Annotated in this window: 12 protein-coding genes; all 12 read left to right on the top strand. The window is 66.5% G+C overall.

Annotated features, from left to right (window positions below; genetic code table 11):
• Positions 1-114: 114 nt before the first annotated feature.
• From WC729_RS00520 to murB, 12 genes are read left to right on the top strand one after another with little or no spacing between them, the layout of a single operon-like run.
• A complete protein-coding gene (locus tag WC729_RS00520) occupies positions 115-615 on the top strand; it encodes a division/cell wall cluster transcriptional repressor MraZ (protein ID WP_372848437.1) in 501 nt (166 codons plus the stop codon).
• Positions 612-1,577 (top strand): 16S rRNA (cytosine(1402)-N(4))-methyltransferase RsmH, encoded by a 966-nt coding sequence (gene rsmH, locus WC729_RS00515; RefSeq protein ID WP_372848435.1) that lies wholly within the window; start codon positions 612-614, stop codon positions 1,575-1,577. The genes WC729_RS00520 and rsmH overlap by 4 nt, the downstream gene beginning before the upstream one ends.
• Complete coding sequence (locus tag WC729_RS00510; RefSeq protein WP_372848433.1) at positions 1,577-2,161, top strand: hypothetical protein; 585 nt, start codon at positions 1,577-1,579, stop codon at positions 2,159-2,161. Before rsmH ends, WC729_RS00510 begins: the two co-directional genes overlap by 1 nt.
• Positions 2,158-3,885, top strand: a complete 1,728-nt coding sequence (locus tag WC729_RS00505; protein ID WP_372848432.1) for a peptidoglycan D,D-transpeptidase FtsI family protein — start codon at positions 2,158-2,160, stop codon at positions 3,883-3,885. The genes WC729_RS00510 and WC729_RS00505 overlap by 4 nt, the downstream gene beginning before the upstream one ends.
• Positions 3,882-5,297 carry a UDP-N-acetylmuramoyl-L-alanyl-D-glutamate--2,6-diaminopimelate ligase gene (locus tag WC729_RS00500; RefSeq protein ID WP_372848430.1) on the top strand — a complete coding sequence of 472 codons (1,416 nt, stop codon included), beginning with the start codon at positions 3,882-3,884 and terminating at the stop codon, positions 5,295-5,297. Before WC729_RS00505 ends, WC729_RS00500 begins: the two co-directional genes overlap by 4 nt.
• A complete protein-coding gene (gene murF / locus WC729_RS00495) occupies positions 5,294-6,667 on the top strand; it encodes a UDP-N-acetylmuramoyl-tripeptide--D-alanyl-D-alanine ligase (protein ID WP_372848428.1) in 1,374 nt (457 codons plus the stop codon). Before WC729_RS00500 ends, murF begins: the two co-directional genes overlap by 4 nt.
• Positions 6,667-7,746, top strand: coding sequence for a phospho-N-acetylmuramoyl-pentapeptide-transferase (mraY, locus tag WC729_RS00490; RefSeq protein ID WP_372848426.1), 1,080 nt, complete (start codon positions 6,667-6,669; stop codon positions 7,744-7,746). Before murF ends, mraY begins: the two co-directional genes overlap by 1 nt.
• Positions 7,743-9,026, top strand: coding sequence for a UDP-N-acetylmuramoyl-L-alanine--D-glutamate ligase (murD, locus tag WC729_RS00485; protein WP_372848424.1), 1,284 nt, complete (start codon positions 7,743-7,745; stop codon positions 9,024-9,026). Before mraY ends, murD begins: the two co-directional genes overlap by 4 nt.
• Positions 9,023-10,246, top strand: coding sequence for an FtsW/RodA/SpoVE family cell cycle protein (locus WC729_RS00480; protein WP_372848422.1), 1,224 nt, complete (start codon positions 9,023-9,025; stop codon positions 10,244-10,246). Before murD ends, WC729_RS00480 begins: the two co-directional genes overlap by 4 nt.
• Positions 10,243-11,403 carry an undecaprenyldiphospho-muramoylpentapeptide beta-N-acetylglucosaminyltransferase gene (gene murG / locus WC729_RS00475; RefSeq protein ID WP_372848420.1) on the top strand — a complete coding sequence of 387 codons (1,161 nt, stop codon included), beginning with the start codon at positions 10,243-10,245 and terminating at the stop codon, positions 11,401-11,403. The genes WC729_RS00480 and murG overlap by 4 nt, the downstream gene beginning before the upstream one ends.
• On the top strand, positions 11,400-12,803 hold the full coding sequence (gene murC / locus WC729_RS00470) for a UDP-N-acetylmuramate--L-alanine ligase (RefSeq protein WP_372848418.1): 1,404 nt from the start codon (positions 11,400-11,402) through the stop codon (positions 12,801-12,803). The genes murG and murC overlap by 4 nt, the downstream gene beginning before the upstream one ends.
• Complete coding sequence (murB, locus tag WC729_RS00465; protein ID WP_372848416.1) at positions 12,800-13,702, top strand: UDP-N-acetylmuramate dehydrogenase; 903 nt, start codon at positions 12,800-12,802, stop codon at positions 13,700-13,702. The genes murC and murB overlap by 4 nt, the downstream gene beginning before the upstream one ends.
• Positions 13,703-13,715: the final 13 nt, after the last annotated feature.

Raw genomic sequence — 13,715 nt, 5'->3', positions numbered from 1 at the left:
ACCCTGTTCCAACAGGGGTAAACTCATCTCGCCTGCGCGGCATTGCGCTGGAGGGCGGCGAAGGCCGTCTTTCGAAGACGGGAGAGTCATGCCTGCTGGTGTTCGGGGTATGGCGTGGCGCAAAGGGCAGAATATCAGGGAGACGGACTTGGCCTTGTCGACGACAAGGGCCGTGTCGCCATCCCCGCTTCGCTCAGGGCCATCCTGGCGGCGAACAGCCCGCGTCCCGACGGCAAGGACGGCGGCACCGTCATCATAGGCGTCCATCAGAAGCACCCCTGCCTGATCGCCTATGATCCTGCCTATGTCTCGATCCTGAAGGCCAAGCTCGACGCCCGCGAAGAGAATTACACCGCGGACGACGGCGAGTATGATTACAACATCAAGCGCCGCGCGGCGCAGGGCGAGGCGACGCCGTTCGACGGCAGCGGTCGCTTCATCATGCCCGGCTTTCCGCGCTTCCACGCCAAGATCGGGACCAACGCCTTTTTCTACGGCGTGTTCGACTATTTCGAGATCTGGGACCCCAAGACGCTGATCGAGGCCGAAGGCGTTGCCGAAATGGTGAAGTCGTGCGCCCGCTACCATTGCCAACTCAAGGGGATCGCGCTGTGACGGCCCCAGAATTCCATATTCCTGCGCCCCATGTCCCCGTGCTGCTCCGTGAGGTTGTCGAAGCGCTCGCCGTTACCCCCGGCGAGCGCCATGTCGATGCGACCTTCGGGGCCGGCGGCTATACGCGCGCCTTGCTCTCCAGCGGCGCGATCGTCTTCGCCTTCGATCGCGACCCCGATGCGATCGCCGGCGGGCGGGCGATGGAGGCCGCAGCGGACGGTGCGCTGATCCTGATTCCGGCGACCTTTTCCGCACTCGATGCCGAGCTCGAGGCGCGGGGTGCCGTGCCGGTGGACGGTGTGACGATGGATATCGGCGTGTCCTCGATGCAGCTCGACCAGGCCGAGCGCGGCTTTTCCTTCCAGTCGGACGGGCCGCTCGACATGCGGATGAGCCAGGAGGGCGAGACCGCCGCCGACTTCGTCAACACCGCCGACGAAGCTGCGATCGCCGACGTGTTGTATAATTACGGAGAGGAGCCGCGCGCTCGCCGGGTGGCGCGCGCGATCGTCGCGGCGCGCCCGATTACACGCACCGGCGAGCTGGCGCACGTCGTCCGCCGGGCGCTCGGATATAAGCCGCACGACAAGAAGGATCCGGCCACGCGGACCTTCCAGGCGATCCGTATCTATTTGAATAGAGAGCTAGAAGAGCTCGCCGAGGGGCTCGCCGCGGCCGAGCGCGTGCTCAAGCCGGGGGGGCGTCTGGCGGTGGTCACATTCCACTCCCTTGAGGACCGGATGGTGAAGCGATTCCTCCGCGAACGGAGCGGATCGTTACCCGGCCGCTCCCGTCATCTTCCTGAGTTGATGGTTAACGCCAAACCAAGCTTTGAGAATGTCGGTCGCGCGGTGCGTGCCGACGATGCCGAGATTGCGCGCAACCCCCGTGCGAGATCGGCGACGTTACGAACAGCGTTGCGGACGGATGCCGCAGCCTGGTCTTCTGAAGGAGCGTTGTGATGCTTGCGTATGCCTGGAAGAGTCTTGGTTGGTTCCTGGCCGGCGTTGCCGTTGCCCTGGGCTTCCTGCTCGTGCCGTTGCAGGTCGCGGCCGAGCGCAAGAAGCTCGACAAGACGGTGGCGCTGATCGTCCAGGCACACCGCGATATCCGCGCGCTGGAGACGGAGTTCGACACGCGTGCCAATCTCGCCCAGCTCGAGAAGTGGAACGGCGACACGTTGCGTCTGACTGCGCCGGCGGCGACCCAGTTCGTGTCCGATGAGGGCGCGCTTGCATCGCTCGACCTCAACCAGGGCCATGATGCGACGGTGCAGACCGCCTCGCTGGTCGTGCCCTCGCTGCCCGACGGCTCGACCATGCGCCCGGCGACGACGCCGGCGGTGGCGACCCGCATGGTCGAGACGGCCGCGACCACGACCAAGCCTGCGCCGACTGCTCCGGCGACCGTGGCGCAGGTTCGCGAACGGGCCGTGCAGAGCGGCAAGACCCAGACGGTGGCGCTGCTCGACCGCAAGCTCCTGAGCGATTCGACGATCGGCGACCTGTTCAGCGGCGCCCGCACGGAAGCGGGGCGCATGCGTTGACCGCGCTCGTCGCCCGGCCACTGCCGCAACGGCGTCTGACCGGCCAGCGCCATGCGCTGGTCGCGACGGCGCATGTGCGGCTGATGATCCTGATGCTGATGCTCGCGGCCGGCTTCACGCTCGTGATCGGGCGGATCGCGATGCTCGGGTTCGTGTCCGAACCGACCAGCATCCAGGGGCCGGTATCGGGCATTGGGCCGCGTGGCGACATCCTCGACCGCAATGGCGAGCCACTGGCCCGGACGATCGAGGCGTGGACCATCGGGGTGCATCCCGGCAAGCTGCTCGGCGACAAGCAGGAACTGGCGGCGAAGCTCGCCGCTGTGCTGCCCGGGCATGACGAGTCCTGGTATTATGCCAAGCTGACCCTGCCGGTGAACTTCACCTATCTCGAGCGCCATGCCTCGCCGGCGATCGTCAATGCGGTCCATGCGATCGGCGAGCCAGGCCTTGCCTTTGCGCGCGAGCCGGAGCGGCTTTACCCGCAGACGACGATGGCCGCGCATGTGCTTGGCTATATCGGGCCGACGGGCGACGATAAAAGGATCATGGGCCGTGCCGGCATCGAGCGCGCGTTCGAGGACCAGCTGACCAGCCCCTCCACGCGCGGCACGCCGGTGATGTTGTCGATCGACAGCCGCGTGCAGGCGGCGATGGAAAGCGAGCTGGGCCGGGCGATGATCGCGTTCAAGGCGAAGTCCGCGACGGGCATCGTGCTGGACGTGAACACGGGCGAAGTGATCTCGATGGTCTCGCTGCCCGTCTACAACCCCAACAAGCTCGCCGGCACCAGCAGCGACGCGCTGCGCAACAACGTGACGCAGAGCGTGTACGAGCTGGGATCCACCTTCAAGCCGATCACCATGGCGACCGCGATCGAAAGCGGCGTCGTGACCTCGATGGCAAAGCGCTACGATGCGACAGAACCGCTGCATGTCGGCGGCTTCACCATCCATGACGATCATTCGCAGAAGCGTTTCCTCGACGTGCCCGAGGCGCTGATCCATTCGTCGAACATCGTGACCGCGCGGATCGCCGACGAGATCGGCAAGGACCGCATGGCAGCGATGTTCAAGGCGATGGGCTTCGACACGCGCCCCGAGATCGAGCTGCGCGAGAAGCAGAAGCCGATCTGGCCGGTCTTCTGGGCGCGCACCACGGTGATGACGACCGCTTATGGCCACGGCATCGCGGTGACGCCGCTGCACCTTGCCAATGCCTATGCGACGCTGGTGAATGGCGGGATCTGGCGCCCGACGACCTTGCTGAGGGTCGCGCCGGGCAAGGCGCCCGAGGGCCGCCGCGTGCTGTCCGAGACGACCAGCGCGCGCATGCGTCAGTTGCTGCGGCTGGTCGTGACCCAGGGCACCGGCCGCAAGGGCGAGGCGCCCGGATACCGGGTCGGGGGCAAGACCGGCACCGCCGAAGTGGCCGGTGCTGGCGGCTATTCGAAGAAAGCGAACGTCTCGACCTTCGCGGCGGCTTTCCCGATGGACGCGCCGCGCTATGTGGTGATCGCCATGCTTGATTCGCCCATCGGCAATGCCGAATCCTTTGGTCTCACCACCGCCGCCTGGACCGCGGCCCCGGTCGTCAGCCGCGTGATCTCGCGCACCGGCGCGATGCTGGGTGTGACGCCCGACAACAACCGCGACGTCGACGTCTCGGAACTGCTGCCGCTGCTGTGGCATGCTCCGGGCGAGAACCCGGCGGACGCCGAATGAAGCTTGGCGCGCTGACCGGTGGAGCGGAGGACGCGACTGTCACCGGCTTCGCGATCGATCACCGCAAGGTGGCGCCCGGCACTATCTTCGGTGCGTTCGAGGGCGCGCAGGTGAATGGCGAGGATTTCATTCCGGCGGCCGTCGCCGGCGGCGCGATTGCGGTGGTGGCGCGGCCCGAGGCGCGCGTCGAAGGCGTGACGCATATCGCCGATGCCAATCCGCGGAAACGCTTCGCCGGGCTGGCCGCGCGCTATTTCGCGCCATTCCCCGAGACGGCGGTCGCGGTGACGGGGACCAACGGCAAGACCTCCACCGTCGAGATGACCAGGCAATTATGGCGAATGACCGGCTTCCATGCCGCGTCGATCGGCACTTTGGGCGTCACGACGGCGGACGACCAGGTTTCGACCGGGTTGACCACACCCGACATCGTTACTTTCCTGTCGAACGTTGCGGGGCTGGCGCGCGAGGGCGTGAGCCATGTCGCGTTCGAGGCGTCGAGCCACGGCCTGTCGCAGTATCGTACCGAGGGGCTGCCGGTCAGGGTGGCTGCCTTTACCAATCTCAGCCGCGATCACCTCGATTATCACGGGACGATGGAGGCCTATTTCGAGGCCAAGCTGCGGCTGTTCTCCGAAGTGGTCGTCGATGACGGCGCCGTGGTGGTGTGGGCCGACGATCCCCATGCAGCGCGCGTGATCGAGATCGCGCGGGAGCGGGGGCTTCGTGTGCTCACGGTGGGGACGCAGGGCGAGACGCTGAAGCTGGTGTCGCGCGATCCGACCTTGCTGGGGCAGGGGCTGGTCATCGAGGCCGAGGGCAAGACGTACAAGGTGATGCTGCCGCTGATCGGTGCCTATCAGGCGGCGAATGCACTGACCGCGGCGGGGCTGGTGATCGCGACCGGGGGAGACGTGACGCAGACTCTGGCGTCGATCGGACGGTTGCAGCCAGTGAGGGGGCGGCTGGAACGCGCGGTGATCGCGCGGAGCGGCGCGCCGGTCTATGTCGATTATGCGCACACGCCCGACGCGCTCGAAGCGGCGATCTCGGCGCTGAAGCCACATGTTTCGGGCCGGCTGATCACGGTGTTCGGGGCGGGCGGGGATCGCGACCAGGGCAAGCGCGCGCCGATGGGCGTGGTCGCGGCGGCGATGTCCGACAAGGTCTATGTGACCGACGACAATCCGCGCTCCGAGGATCCGGCCGCGATCCGGGCGATGGTGATGGAAGGCGCGCCGGGTGTGACCGAGATCGGCTCGCGGCGCGACGCGATCGGCGCAGCGATCGCCGAGGCCGGGCCGCAGGATATCGTGCTGGTCGCGGGCAAGGGACATGAGCAGGGGCAGATTGTGGGCGACCTGGTGCTGCCGTTCGACGATGTGAGCGTGGCACGGGAGATGGCGGCGTGAGTCTCTGGACTTCCGCCGAGATCGCGGCCGCCACTAGCGGCACCGCGTCTGCCGATTTCGCTATCACCGGCGTCACCTTCGACTCCCGGGAAGTCGGAGCGGGCGACCTGTTCGTCGCGCTGAAGGGCGAGACGAGCGACGGGCATAAATTTCTCGATCAAAGCTCCGAGCGGGGAGCGTCGGGTGCGGTTGTCAGCGTATCGACACCGCACCCGCATGTTTTGGTTGCCGATACCATGGCGGCACTCGACGCGCTCGGCCGCGCGGCGCGGGCGCGCACTGCGGCGAAGATCATCGGCGTGACTGGATCGGTCGGCAAGACCAGCACCAAGGAAGCGCTGTTCGCCGCGCTCGATCGCGGGGCGCCGGGCACGGCGCATCGATCGGTGAAGAGCTACAACAACCATACCGGCGTGCCGCTGAGCCTGGCGCGCATGCCGGCCGCGAGCCGGTTCGGCGTGTTCGAGATGGGCATGAACCATGCCGGCGAACTGGCGCACCTCACCAGTCTAGTGCGGCCGCATGTCGCGATGGTGACCGCGATCGCGCCGGCGCACACCGCCTTCTTCCCTGACGAATCCGCCATCGCCGACGCCAAGGGCGAAATCTTCGCCGGGCTGGAGCCGGGCGGGGTAGCGATCATCCCTTATGATAGCCCGCACCGCGACCGGCTGATCGGGCACGCCGAACCCTACGCGGCCAGAATCGTAACCTTCGGGATCGACCAGGGCGCCGACGTGCGGGCGATCGAGACGATGCGGACCGCGAATGGCGGCACCTTCGTCACGGCGTCGGTTGGCGACAAGGAACTGAGCTTCACCGTCGGGCAGCCGGGCATGCATTGGGTGTCGAACGCGCTCGCGGTGCTGGCGGCGGTCGATGCGGTCGGTGGCGATCTTGCGCTCGCCGGGCTTGCGCTGGCGGAGCTGGGCGGGCTTGCCGGGCGCGGGGCACGGCTGACGGTACCAGTCCGTGGCGGCGAGGCGCTGGTGATCGACGAGAGCTATAACGCGAACCCGACCTCGATGCGGGCGACCCTGGCGGTGCTGGGCGCCGAGAAGGCGGCACGCAGGGTCGCGGTGCTGGGCGAGATGCGCGAGCTGGGCGAGAAGAGCGACGCCTATCATGCGGGCCTGGCCGAGCCAGTGGTCGCGGCGGGCGTCGAACGGGTCATTCTGGTCGGTGAAGCGATGACGGCGCTGGCGAACGCGCTTGAGGGCAGGGTCGATTTCGTCCATGTGCCCGATGCCGCGACCGCGCGGGCAAGCTTGCTGGAAATGCTGGCGCCGGGCGACGCGGTTCTCATCAAGGGTTCGAACGGAGTCGGGTTGGCGAGCATAGTCGCCGGTTTGGCGAACGGGACAGCATAATGCTCTATTTGATCGCCAGTTACCTCGGTTTTCCGGGTCTTCTCAACCTCTTCCGCTATCTGAGCTTCCGCTCGGGCGGGGCGGTCGCGACGGCTTTGATCATCGGCCTGATCATCGGGCCGCGCTTCATCGGATGGCTGCGGGTGCGCCAGGGCAAGGGCCAGCCGATCCGCAGCGACGGGCCGCAAAGCCACCTCGCCAAGCGCGGCACACCGACCATGGGCGGGCTGATGATCCTGACGTCGCTGGTGCTGTCGATCCTGTTGTGGATGGATTTGAGCAACCCGTTCGTCTGGGCCTGCACCTTCGTGACCCTGGGTTTCGGCGCGATCGGTTTCCTCGACGATTACGACAAGGTGCGCAAAGCCAGCACCAAGGGCGTGTCGGGGCGGATGCGCCTGGTCGGCGAATTCACCATCGCGGCGATCGCGGCCGGGCTGATCATCCATCAGAACAATGCGACCGGCACGCATCTCTATCTTCCGTTCACCAATGGCTGGTGGATCGACCTCGGCTATTTCTACATCGTGTTCGCTGCCTTCACGATCGTGGCGTTCGGCAATGCGGTGAATTTGACCGACGGGCTGGATGGGTTGGCGACCATGCCGGTGATCATCGCGGCGGTCGCTTTCATGATCATCGTCTATCTGGCGGGTAACGCGAAGTTCGCGACGTATCTCGGCATTCCGCACGTCCCCAGGGCGGGCGATCTCGCCATCTTCTGCGGGGCGATGGTCGGCGCGGGGCTTGCGTTCCTGTGGTTCAATGCGCCGCCGGCCGCCGTGTTCATGGGCGATACCGGCAGCCTCGCGCTGGGCGGGGCGCTCGGCACCATCGCTGTCGTCGCGCATCACGAGATCGTGCTGGGCATCATCGGCGGGCTGTTCGTGATCGAGGCGCTCTCGGTCATCATCCAGGTGTTCTTCTACAAACGCACCGGCAAGCGCGTGTTCAAGATGGCGCCGATCCATCATCATTTCGAGCAGCTCGGCTGGAGCGAGCCGACCGTCGTGATCCGTTTCTGGATCATTGCGCTGGTGCTCGCGCTTGCGGGCCTGTCGACCTTGAAGCTTCGGTGATCACCAGCCCCACATGGCGCGACAAACGCTACGCGGTGCTGGGGCTTGCGCGCTCGGGCGCGGCGACGGTGCGTGCGCTGGTGGCGAGCGGGGCCGAGGTGACGGCATGGGATTCCAACGCGGCGGCGCGGGCGGCCGTTTCCGGTGCGACGATCGCCAACCCGGAAGAAATCGATCTTGCCGGCTTCGATGGGCTCGTCGTGTCGCCGGGCGTTCCGATCAATCGTCATCCGGTTGCCGCCAAGGCGCGGGCGGCGGGCGTGCCGATCATCGGCGATATCGAGCTGTTCGCTCAGGCGCGGGCCGGCCTGCCGGCGCACAAACTGGTCGGGATCACCGGCACCAACGGTAAGTCGACCACCACGGCGCTGATCCATCACCTCCTGGAGACCGCCGGCATGCCGGCTCGGCTCGGCGGGAATATCGGCAAGCCGATCCTGGGCGAAGAGCCGCTGCCGGAGGGTGGCGTCTATGTGCTCGAGCTGTCGAGCTATCAGATCGATCTGACCGCCAGCCTGGATTGCGATGTCGCGATCCTGCTCAACATCACGCCCGACCATCTCGATCGCTATGCCGGGTTCGAGGATTATGCCGCGTCCAAGGCACGGCTGTTCGCGATGCAGTCGCCGGATCATGCCGCGATCATCGGGATCGGCGATTCCGCCTCGGCCGACATTGCGCGGTCGCTGTCGGCGCGGGGCGAGCACCTGACGAAGATCGCGCCGGGCATCTGCATGGACCAGTCGTGCTGGCCCTCGCTGCAGGGGCCGCACAACGCGCAGAACGCACTTGCCGCGATCGATGCGTGCAAGGTGCTCGGGGTAGACGATGCGACAATCGATCGGGGGCTGGCAAGCTTCAAGGGCCTGCCGCACCGGATGGAGCGAGTCGGTACGCGCGGCGGTGTCGCCTTCGTCAACGACAGCAAGGCGACCAACCCGGACTCGACCGCGCCGGCGCTCGCCGCGTTCGACCGGATTCACTGGATTCTGGGCGGTCAGGCCAAGACCGACGATCTAGATGCCTGCGCGCCGTCCTTCGGGCATGTCGCGCGCGCCTATACGATCGGTGAAGCGGGGCCGCGCTTCGCTGCAATCCTCAAGCCGCTCATGTCGGTCGAGGAAAGCGGTACGCTTGCCGCGGCGGTGAACAGTGCCGCAGCGAACGCCGTGGCAGGCGAGACGGTCTTGCTGTCGCCGGCCTGTGCCTCGTTCGATCAGTTCCGCGATTTCGAGGATCGCGGCGACCAGTTCCGCGCGCTTGTGGGGGCGCTGGTATGAGCAAGGCGCCCACCGGCACATTGACCCTGTGGAAGCGCATGAAAGGCGGGGGCGGTCGCGGCGACCGCTCGGCGCTGGGTATGTGGTTCTGGGATATCGACCGCATGCTGCTGCTGCTCACCCTGTTGCTGATTGCGGTCGGGCTGATCGCGGTGGGTGCTGCCTCTCCGGCTGCGGCCACGCGTTATTCCGACGACAAGCATCACATCCCGGCGCTCTTCTATCTCTGGTGGCAGCTCGCCTGGGTGTGCGTGTCGCTGCCGATCCTGTTCGTCGTCTCGATGCTGCCGGTCGCGATCGCGCGGCGGATGGCGCTGCTTGGTACGGTCGTCTGCCTCGTGTTGCTGATCGCGGTGCCGTTTTTCGGGGTCGAGAAGAATGGTGCGACGCGATGGCTCAATTTCGGCGTGTCGCTGATTCAGCCATCCGAGTTCCTGAAGCCCTTCTTCATCGTCACCTGCGCGTGGCTGTTGTCGATGCGCGCCAAGGACGAGGCGCTGCCGGTGGTAATCATCACCGGGGCGATGACCGCGCTGGTTGCACTGCTGCTGATGCTCCAGCCCGATTTCGGTCAGACCATGGTGTTCGCCGCGGTGTGGCTGGCGCTGCTGATGATCGCTGGGACATCGCCCAAGGTGATGGCGGCGCTGATCGGTTGCGTGCCGGCGGGGGTGATCGCAGCCTATCTGTTCTACGGGACTGCGCGCACGCGCATCGATGCCTATCTCTTCCCGAACAGCGAGGGGGCGGGGGCGTCAGACCATTTCCAGACCAATGCGGCGCATGACACGATCACGGCGGGCGGCTGGCGCGGTACCGGGCCCGGTGGCGGATCGATGAAATTTCGCCTGCCCGAGGGGCATACCGATTATATCTTCTCGGTGATCGGCGAGGAGTTCGGGCTGGTCGCCTGCGTGATCATCGCCTTGCTGTTCCTGGCGATCGTGGTGCGGGTGTTCGTGAAGCTGCTCGACGAGCAGGATGAGTTCCGGCTGTTCGCTGCAGCTGGGCTCGCGACCCAATTTGGCACGCAGGCGCTGATTTCCATGGCAGTGAATACCGGGCTCGCGCCTTCCAAGGGCATGACCTTGCCCTTTATCAGCTATGGCGGATCGTCGATGATCGCGCTGTCGATCGGCATGGGTCTGTTGCTGGCTTTCACCAGACGCAATCCCTTCGTATCGCGGTCGCCTTATATCGCACGATGGAGCGGGGAATGACTCAGGCACGGCACTTCGTTCTCGCGGCGGGCGGCACGGGCGGGCATATGGTCCCGGCGGCGGCTCTGGCTGCCGAACTGATGAAGCGCGGGCACCATGTCGCGCTGATCAGCGACGAGCGTGGCGTGCGCTTTCCGGGGCTGTTCGAGGATGTGCAGACTCACGTGCTGCCGGCCGGGCGGCTGTCGGGCGGGCCGATCGGCTGGGCGCGCGCTGCGTCGGCCATGGTCAAGGGCCGGGCGATGGCGATCGAGCTGTACCGCGCCTTTCGTCCCGATGCAGTGATCGGTTTTGGCGGTTACCCCGCGTTGCCGGCGCTGCTCGCGGCATTCCAACAGAAGATACCGACCGCGGTGCATGAGCAGAATGCGGTGCTGGGGCGCGTGAACCGGCTGGTCGCGGGCAAGGTGACTGCGATCGCGACCTCCTATGCCAATGTCGAGCGGCTCGCCGCCAAATATCATGGCAAGACTCACCTGGTGGGCAATCCGGTGCGGGATTCGGTGCTGGCGCTGCGCTCAAGGCCTTATCCGCTGTTGGAGGAAGACGGCATCTTCCGCGTGCTGGTCACCGGCGGCAGTCAGGGCGCGAGCGTGCTGAGCCAGGTCGTGCCGGACGGGCTGTCGCTGCTGCCGGTGAGCTTCCGCCGTCGGTTGCAGGTAACTCATCAGGCGCGGATCGAGGATATCGAGGCGGCACGCGCAAAATATGCGGAGCTGTCGATCGCGGCCGACCTTGCCACCTATCTGCCCGACCTGCCCGAGCAGCTCGCCTGGGCGCATCTGGTGATTGCGCGGGCCGGGGCGTCGACCCTGGCGGAGCTGACCGTGGCTGGGCGGCCGGCGATCCTGGTGCCGCTGCCCAGCGCGACCGACGACCATCAGACCGCCAACGCGAAGGAAATGACGGCGGCCGGCGGCGCGCGGACGATCGACCAGCGCAGCTTTACGCCGGTCGAGCTGGCGAAGCAGATGCAGAAGCTCGGGCTCGATCCGGCCGCGTTGCAGAATGCGGCTGGCCGCGCACGGAGTTGCGGGCGGCCCGATGCGGCACGCGACCTAGCCGATCTGGTCGAGAGCCTGAACGATACGCCCGGGGACATGCCGATCGGCGTGCCGCTGCCCATGGGCAACAATGGAAAGCCGATCTACGCATGAAGGGTGTCGCAACCGATATCGGCACGATCCACTTCGTCGGCATCGGCGGGATCGGCATGTCCGGCATCGCCGAGGTGATGCACAATCTCGGCTATAAGGTGCAGGGATCCGATATGGCCGAGGGCTATGTCGTGCAGGGCCTGCGCGACAAGGGCATCACGGTCCATATCGGGCAGCAGGCCGAGAATCTGGGCGATGCGGTGGTGATTGTCACCTCGACCGCGATCAAGCGCGGCAATCCCGAACTCGAGGCGGCGCTGGAGCGGCGCATTCCGGTGGTGCGGCGCGCGGAGATGCTCGCCGAACTGATGCGGCTGAAGTCGACCGTCGCGGTCGCCGGTACGCATGGCAAGACCACGACGACCTCGATGGTCGCGGCGCTGCTCGACGCGGGCGGGGTCGATCCGACCGTGATCAACGGCGGGATCATCAACAGCTACGGCTCCAACGCGCGGCTCGGCGCGAGCGACTGGATGGTGGTCGAGGCCGATGAGAGCGACGGCAGCTTCCTGCGGCTCGACGGCACGATCGCGGTCGTCACCAATATCGATCCGGAGCATCTCGACCATTATGGCTCGTTCGACGCGGTGAAGGACGCCTTTGTCGAGTTCGTCGAGAATGTGCCGTTCTACGGTGCCGCGCTGCTCTGCCTCGATCATCCCGAGGTACAGGGCATCATACCGCGGCTGCGCGACCGGCGCGTCGTGACCTATGGTTTCTCGGCCCAGGCCGATGTGCGCGGCGTGAACGTGACGCCGATCCCCGGCGGCAACCGGTTCGAGACGATTGTGCGCGGTCGCGACGGGACGACGCGGTCGATCGAGGGGATCGAGCTGCCGATGCCGGGCCGTCATAATGTCCAGAACGCGCTGGCCGCGATCGGCGTGGCGTTGGAAGTCGGGATCGACGATGCGACGATCCAGCAGGGCTTCGCCAAGTTCGGCGGGGTGAAGCGGCGCTTCACCAAGGTCGGAGAAACCGGCGGCGTGACGATCATCGACGATTACGGCCATCATCCGGTCGAGATCCGCGCGGTGCTGTCGGCGGCGCGCGAGGGTGTCGAGAACCGGGTGATCGCAGTGGTGCAGCCGCATCGCTATTCGCGGCTCGGCGACCTGATGGAGGAGTTCCAGCAGGCGTTCAACGATGCCGACATGGTCTATGTGACGCCGGTCTATGCGGCGGGCGAGGCGCCGGTCGAAGGCGTCGATGCCGAGGCGCTGGTCGAGGGCATCAAGCGTCGCGGGCACCGGTCGGCGGCGACGATTGCCGATGCTGCTGCGCTGGCCACCACGCTTGCCGGCGTTACCCAGCCAGGCGACATGGTCGTCTGTCTCGGGGCAGGGGATATTACTAAGTGGGCCGCGGGCCTTGCCGATGCCATCGAGGCAGCGCGATGAGCAATGTCTGTTACGCCTTGCCGCCCTTGGAGGGCACGGCCGTGCACGAGGGCAGCCTGGCCGACTTCATCTGGTTCCGCACCGGCGGGCCGGCGGAGTGGCTGGTGCGGCCCAAGGACGTGCGCGACCTGTCGGTATTCCTGGCCGGACTCGATCCCGAGACGCCGGTGCTCCCGGTGGGCGTCGGATCGAACCTGATCGTGCGGGACGGTGGCGTACCGGGGGTGGTGGTGCGCCTCCCCAAGGCGATGGCGAAGGTGGTGATCGAGCCGGGCAACCGAGTTCGTTCGGGTGGGGCGGCGATGGGGATCAGCGTCGCGAGCGCAGCGCGCGATGCGGGTATTGCCGGCCTCGAGTTCCTGCGCGGAATCCCGGGCACGGTCGGTGGCGCGGTGAAGATGAACGCGGGCGCTTATGGGCGCGACACATCGGATATTCTGATCGAGGCGACGGTCGTAACGCGCTCTGGCGATGTCGAGGTCTGGCCGGCGGCGAAGTTCGGTTATGTCTATCGCCATTCCGATCTGCCGGCGGGCGCGGTGGTGGTCGAGGCGGTGTTCGAGGGCGTGGCAGGCGATCCTGCCGTGATCGGCGCGGAAATGGACCGTATCGCGGCCGAGCGCGAAGCGTCGCAGCCGCTGCGCTCGCGCACGGGCGGGTCGACCTTCAAGAATCCGGAGGGGCACAAGGCCTGGGCGCTGATCGATCAGGCCGGATGCCGCGGGCTGACGCGCGGTGACGCGCAGGTCAGCGAGAAGCATTGCAACTTTCTGCTCAACCTCGGCACCGCGACCAGCGCGGAGATCGAGGCTTTGGGCGAGGAGGTGCGCGAGAAGGTCAGGGTGACCTCGGGGGTCGAGCTCGAATGGGAAATTCAGCGCGTGGGGGTCAAGAAGTGAGCAAGGTCCACGT

Source organism: Sphingomonas sp., assembly GCF_041661825.1.
Lineage (GTDB): Bacteria > Pseudomonadota > Alphaproteobacteria > Sphingomonadales > Sphingomonadaceae > Sphingomonas.
Note: the sequence above shows the minus strand (reverse complement) of the source record. Positions and strands in the feature narration are given on the sequence as shown.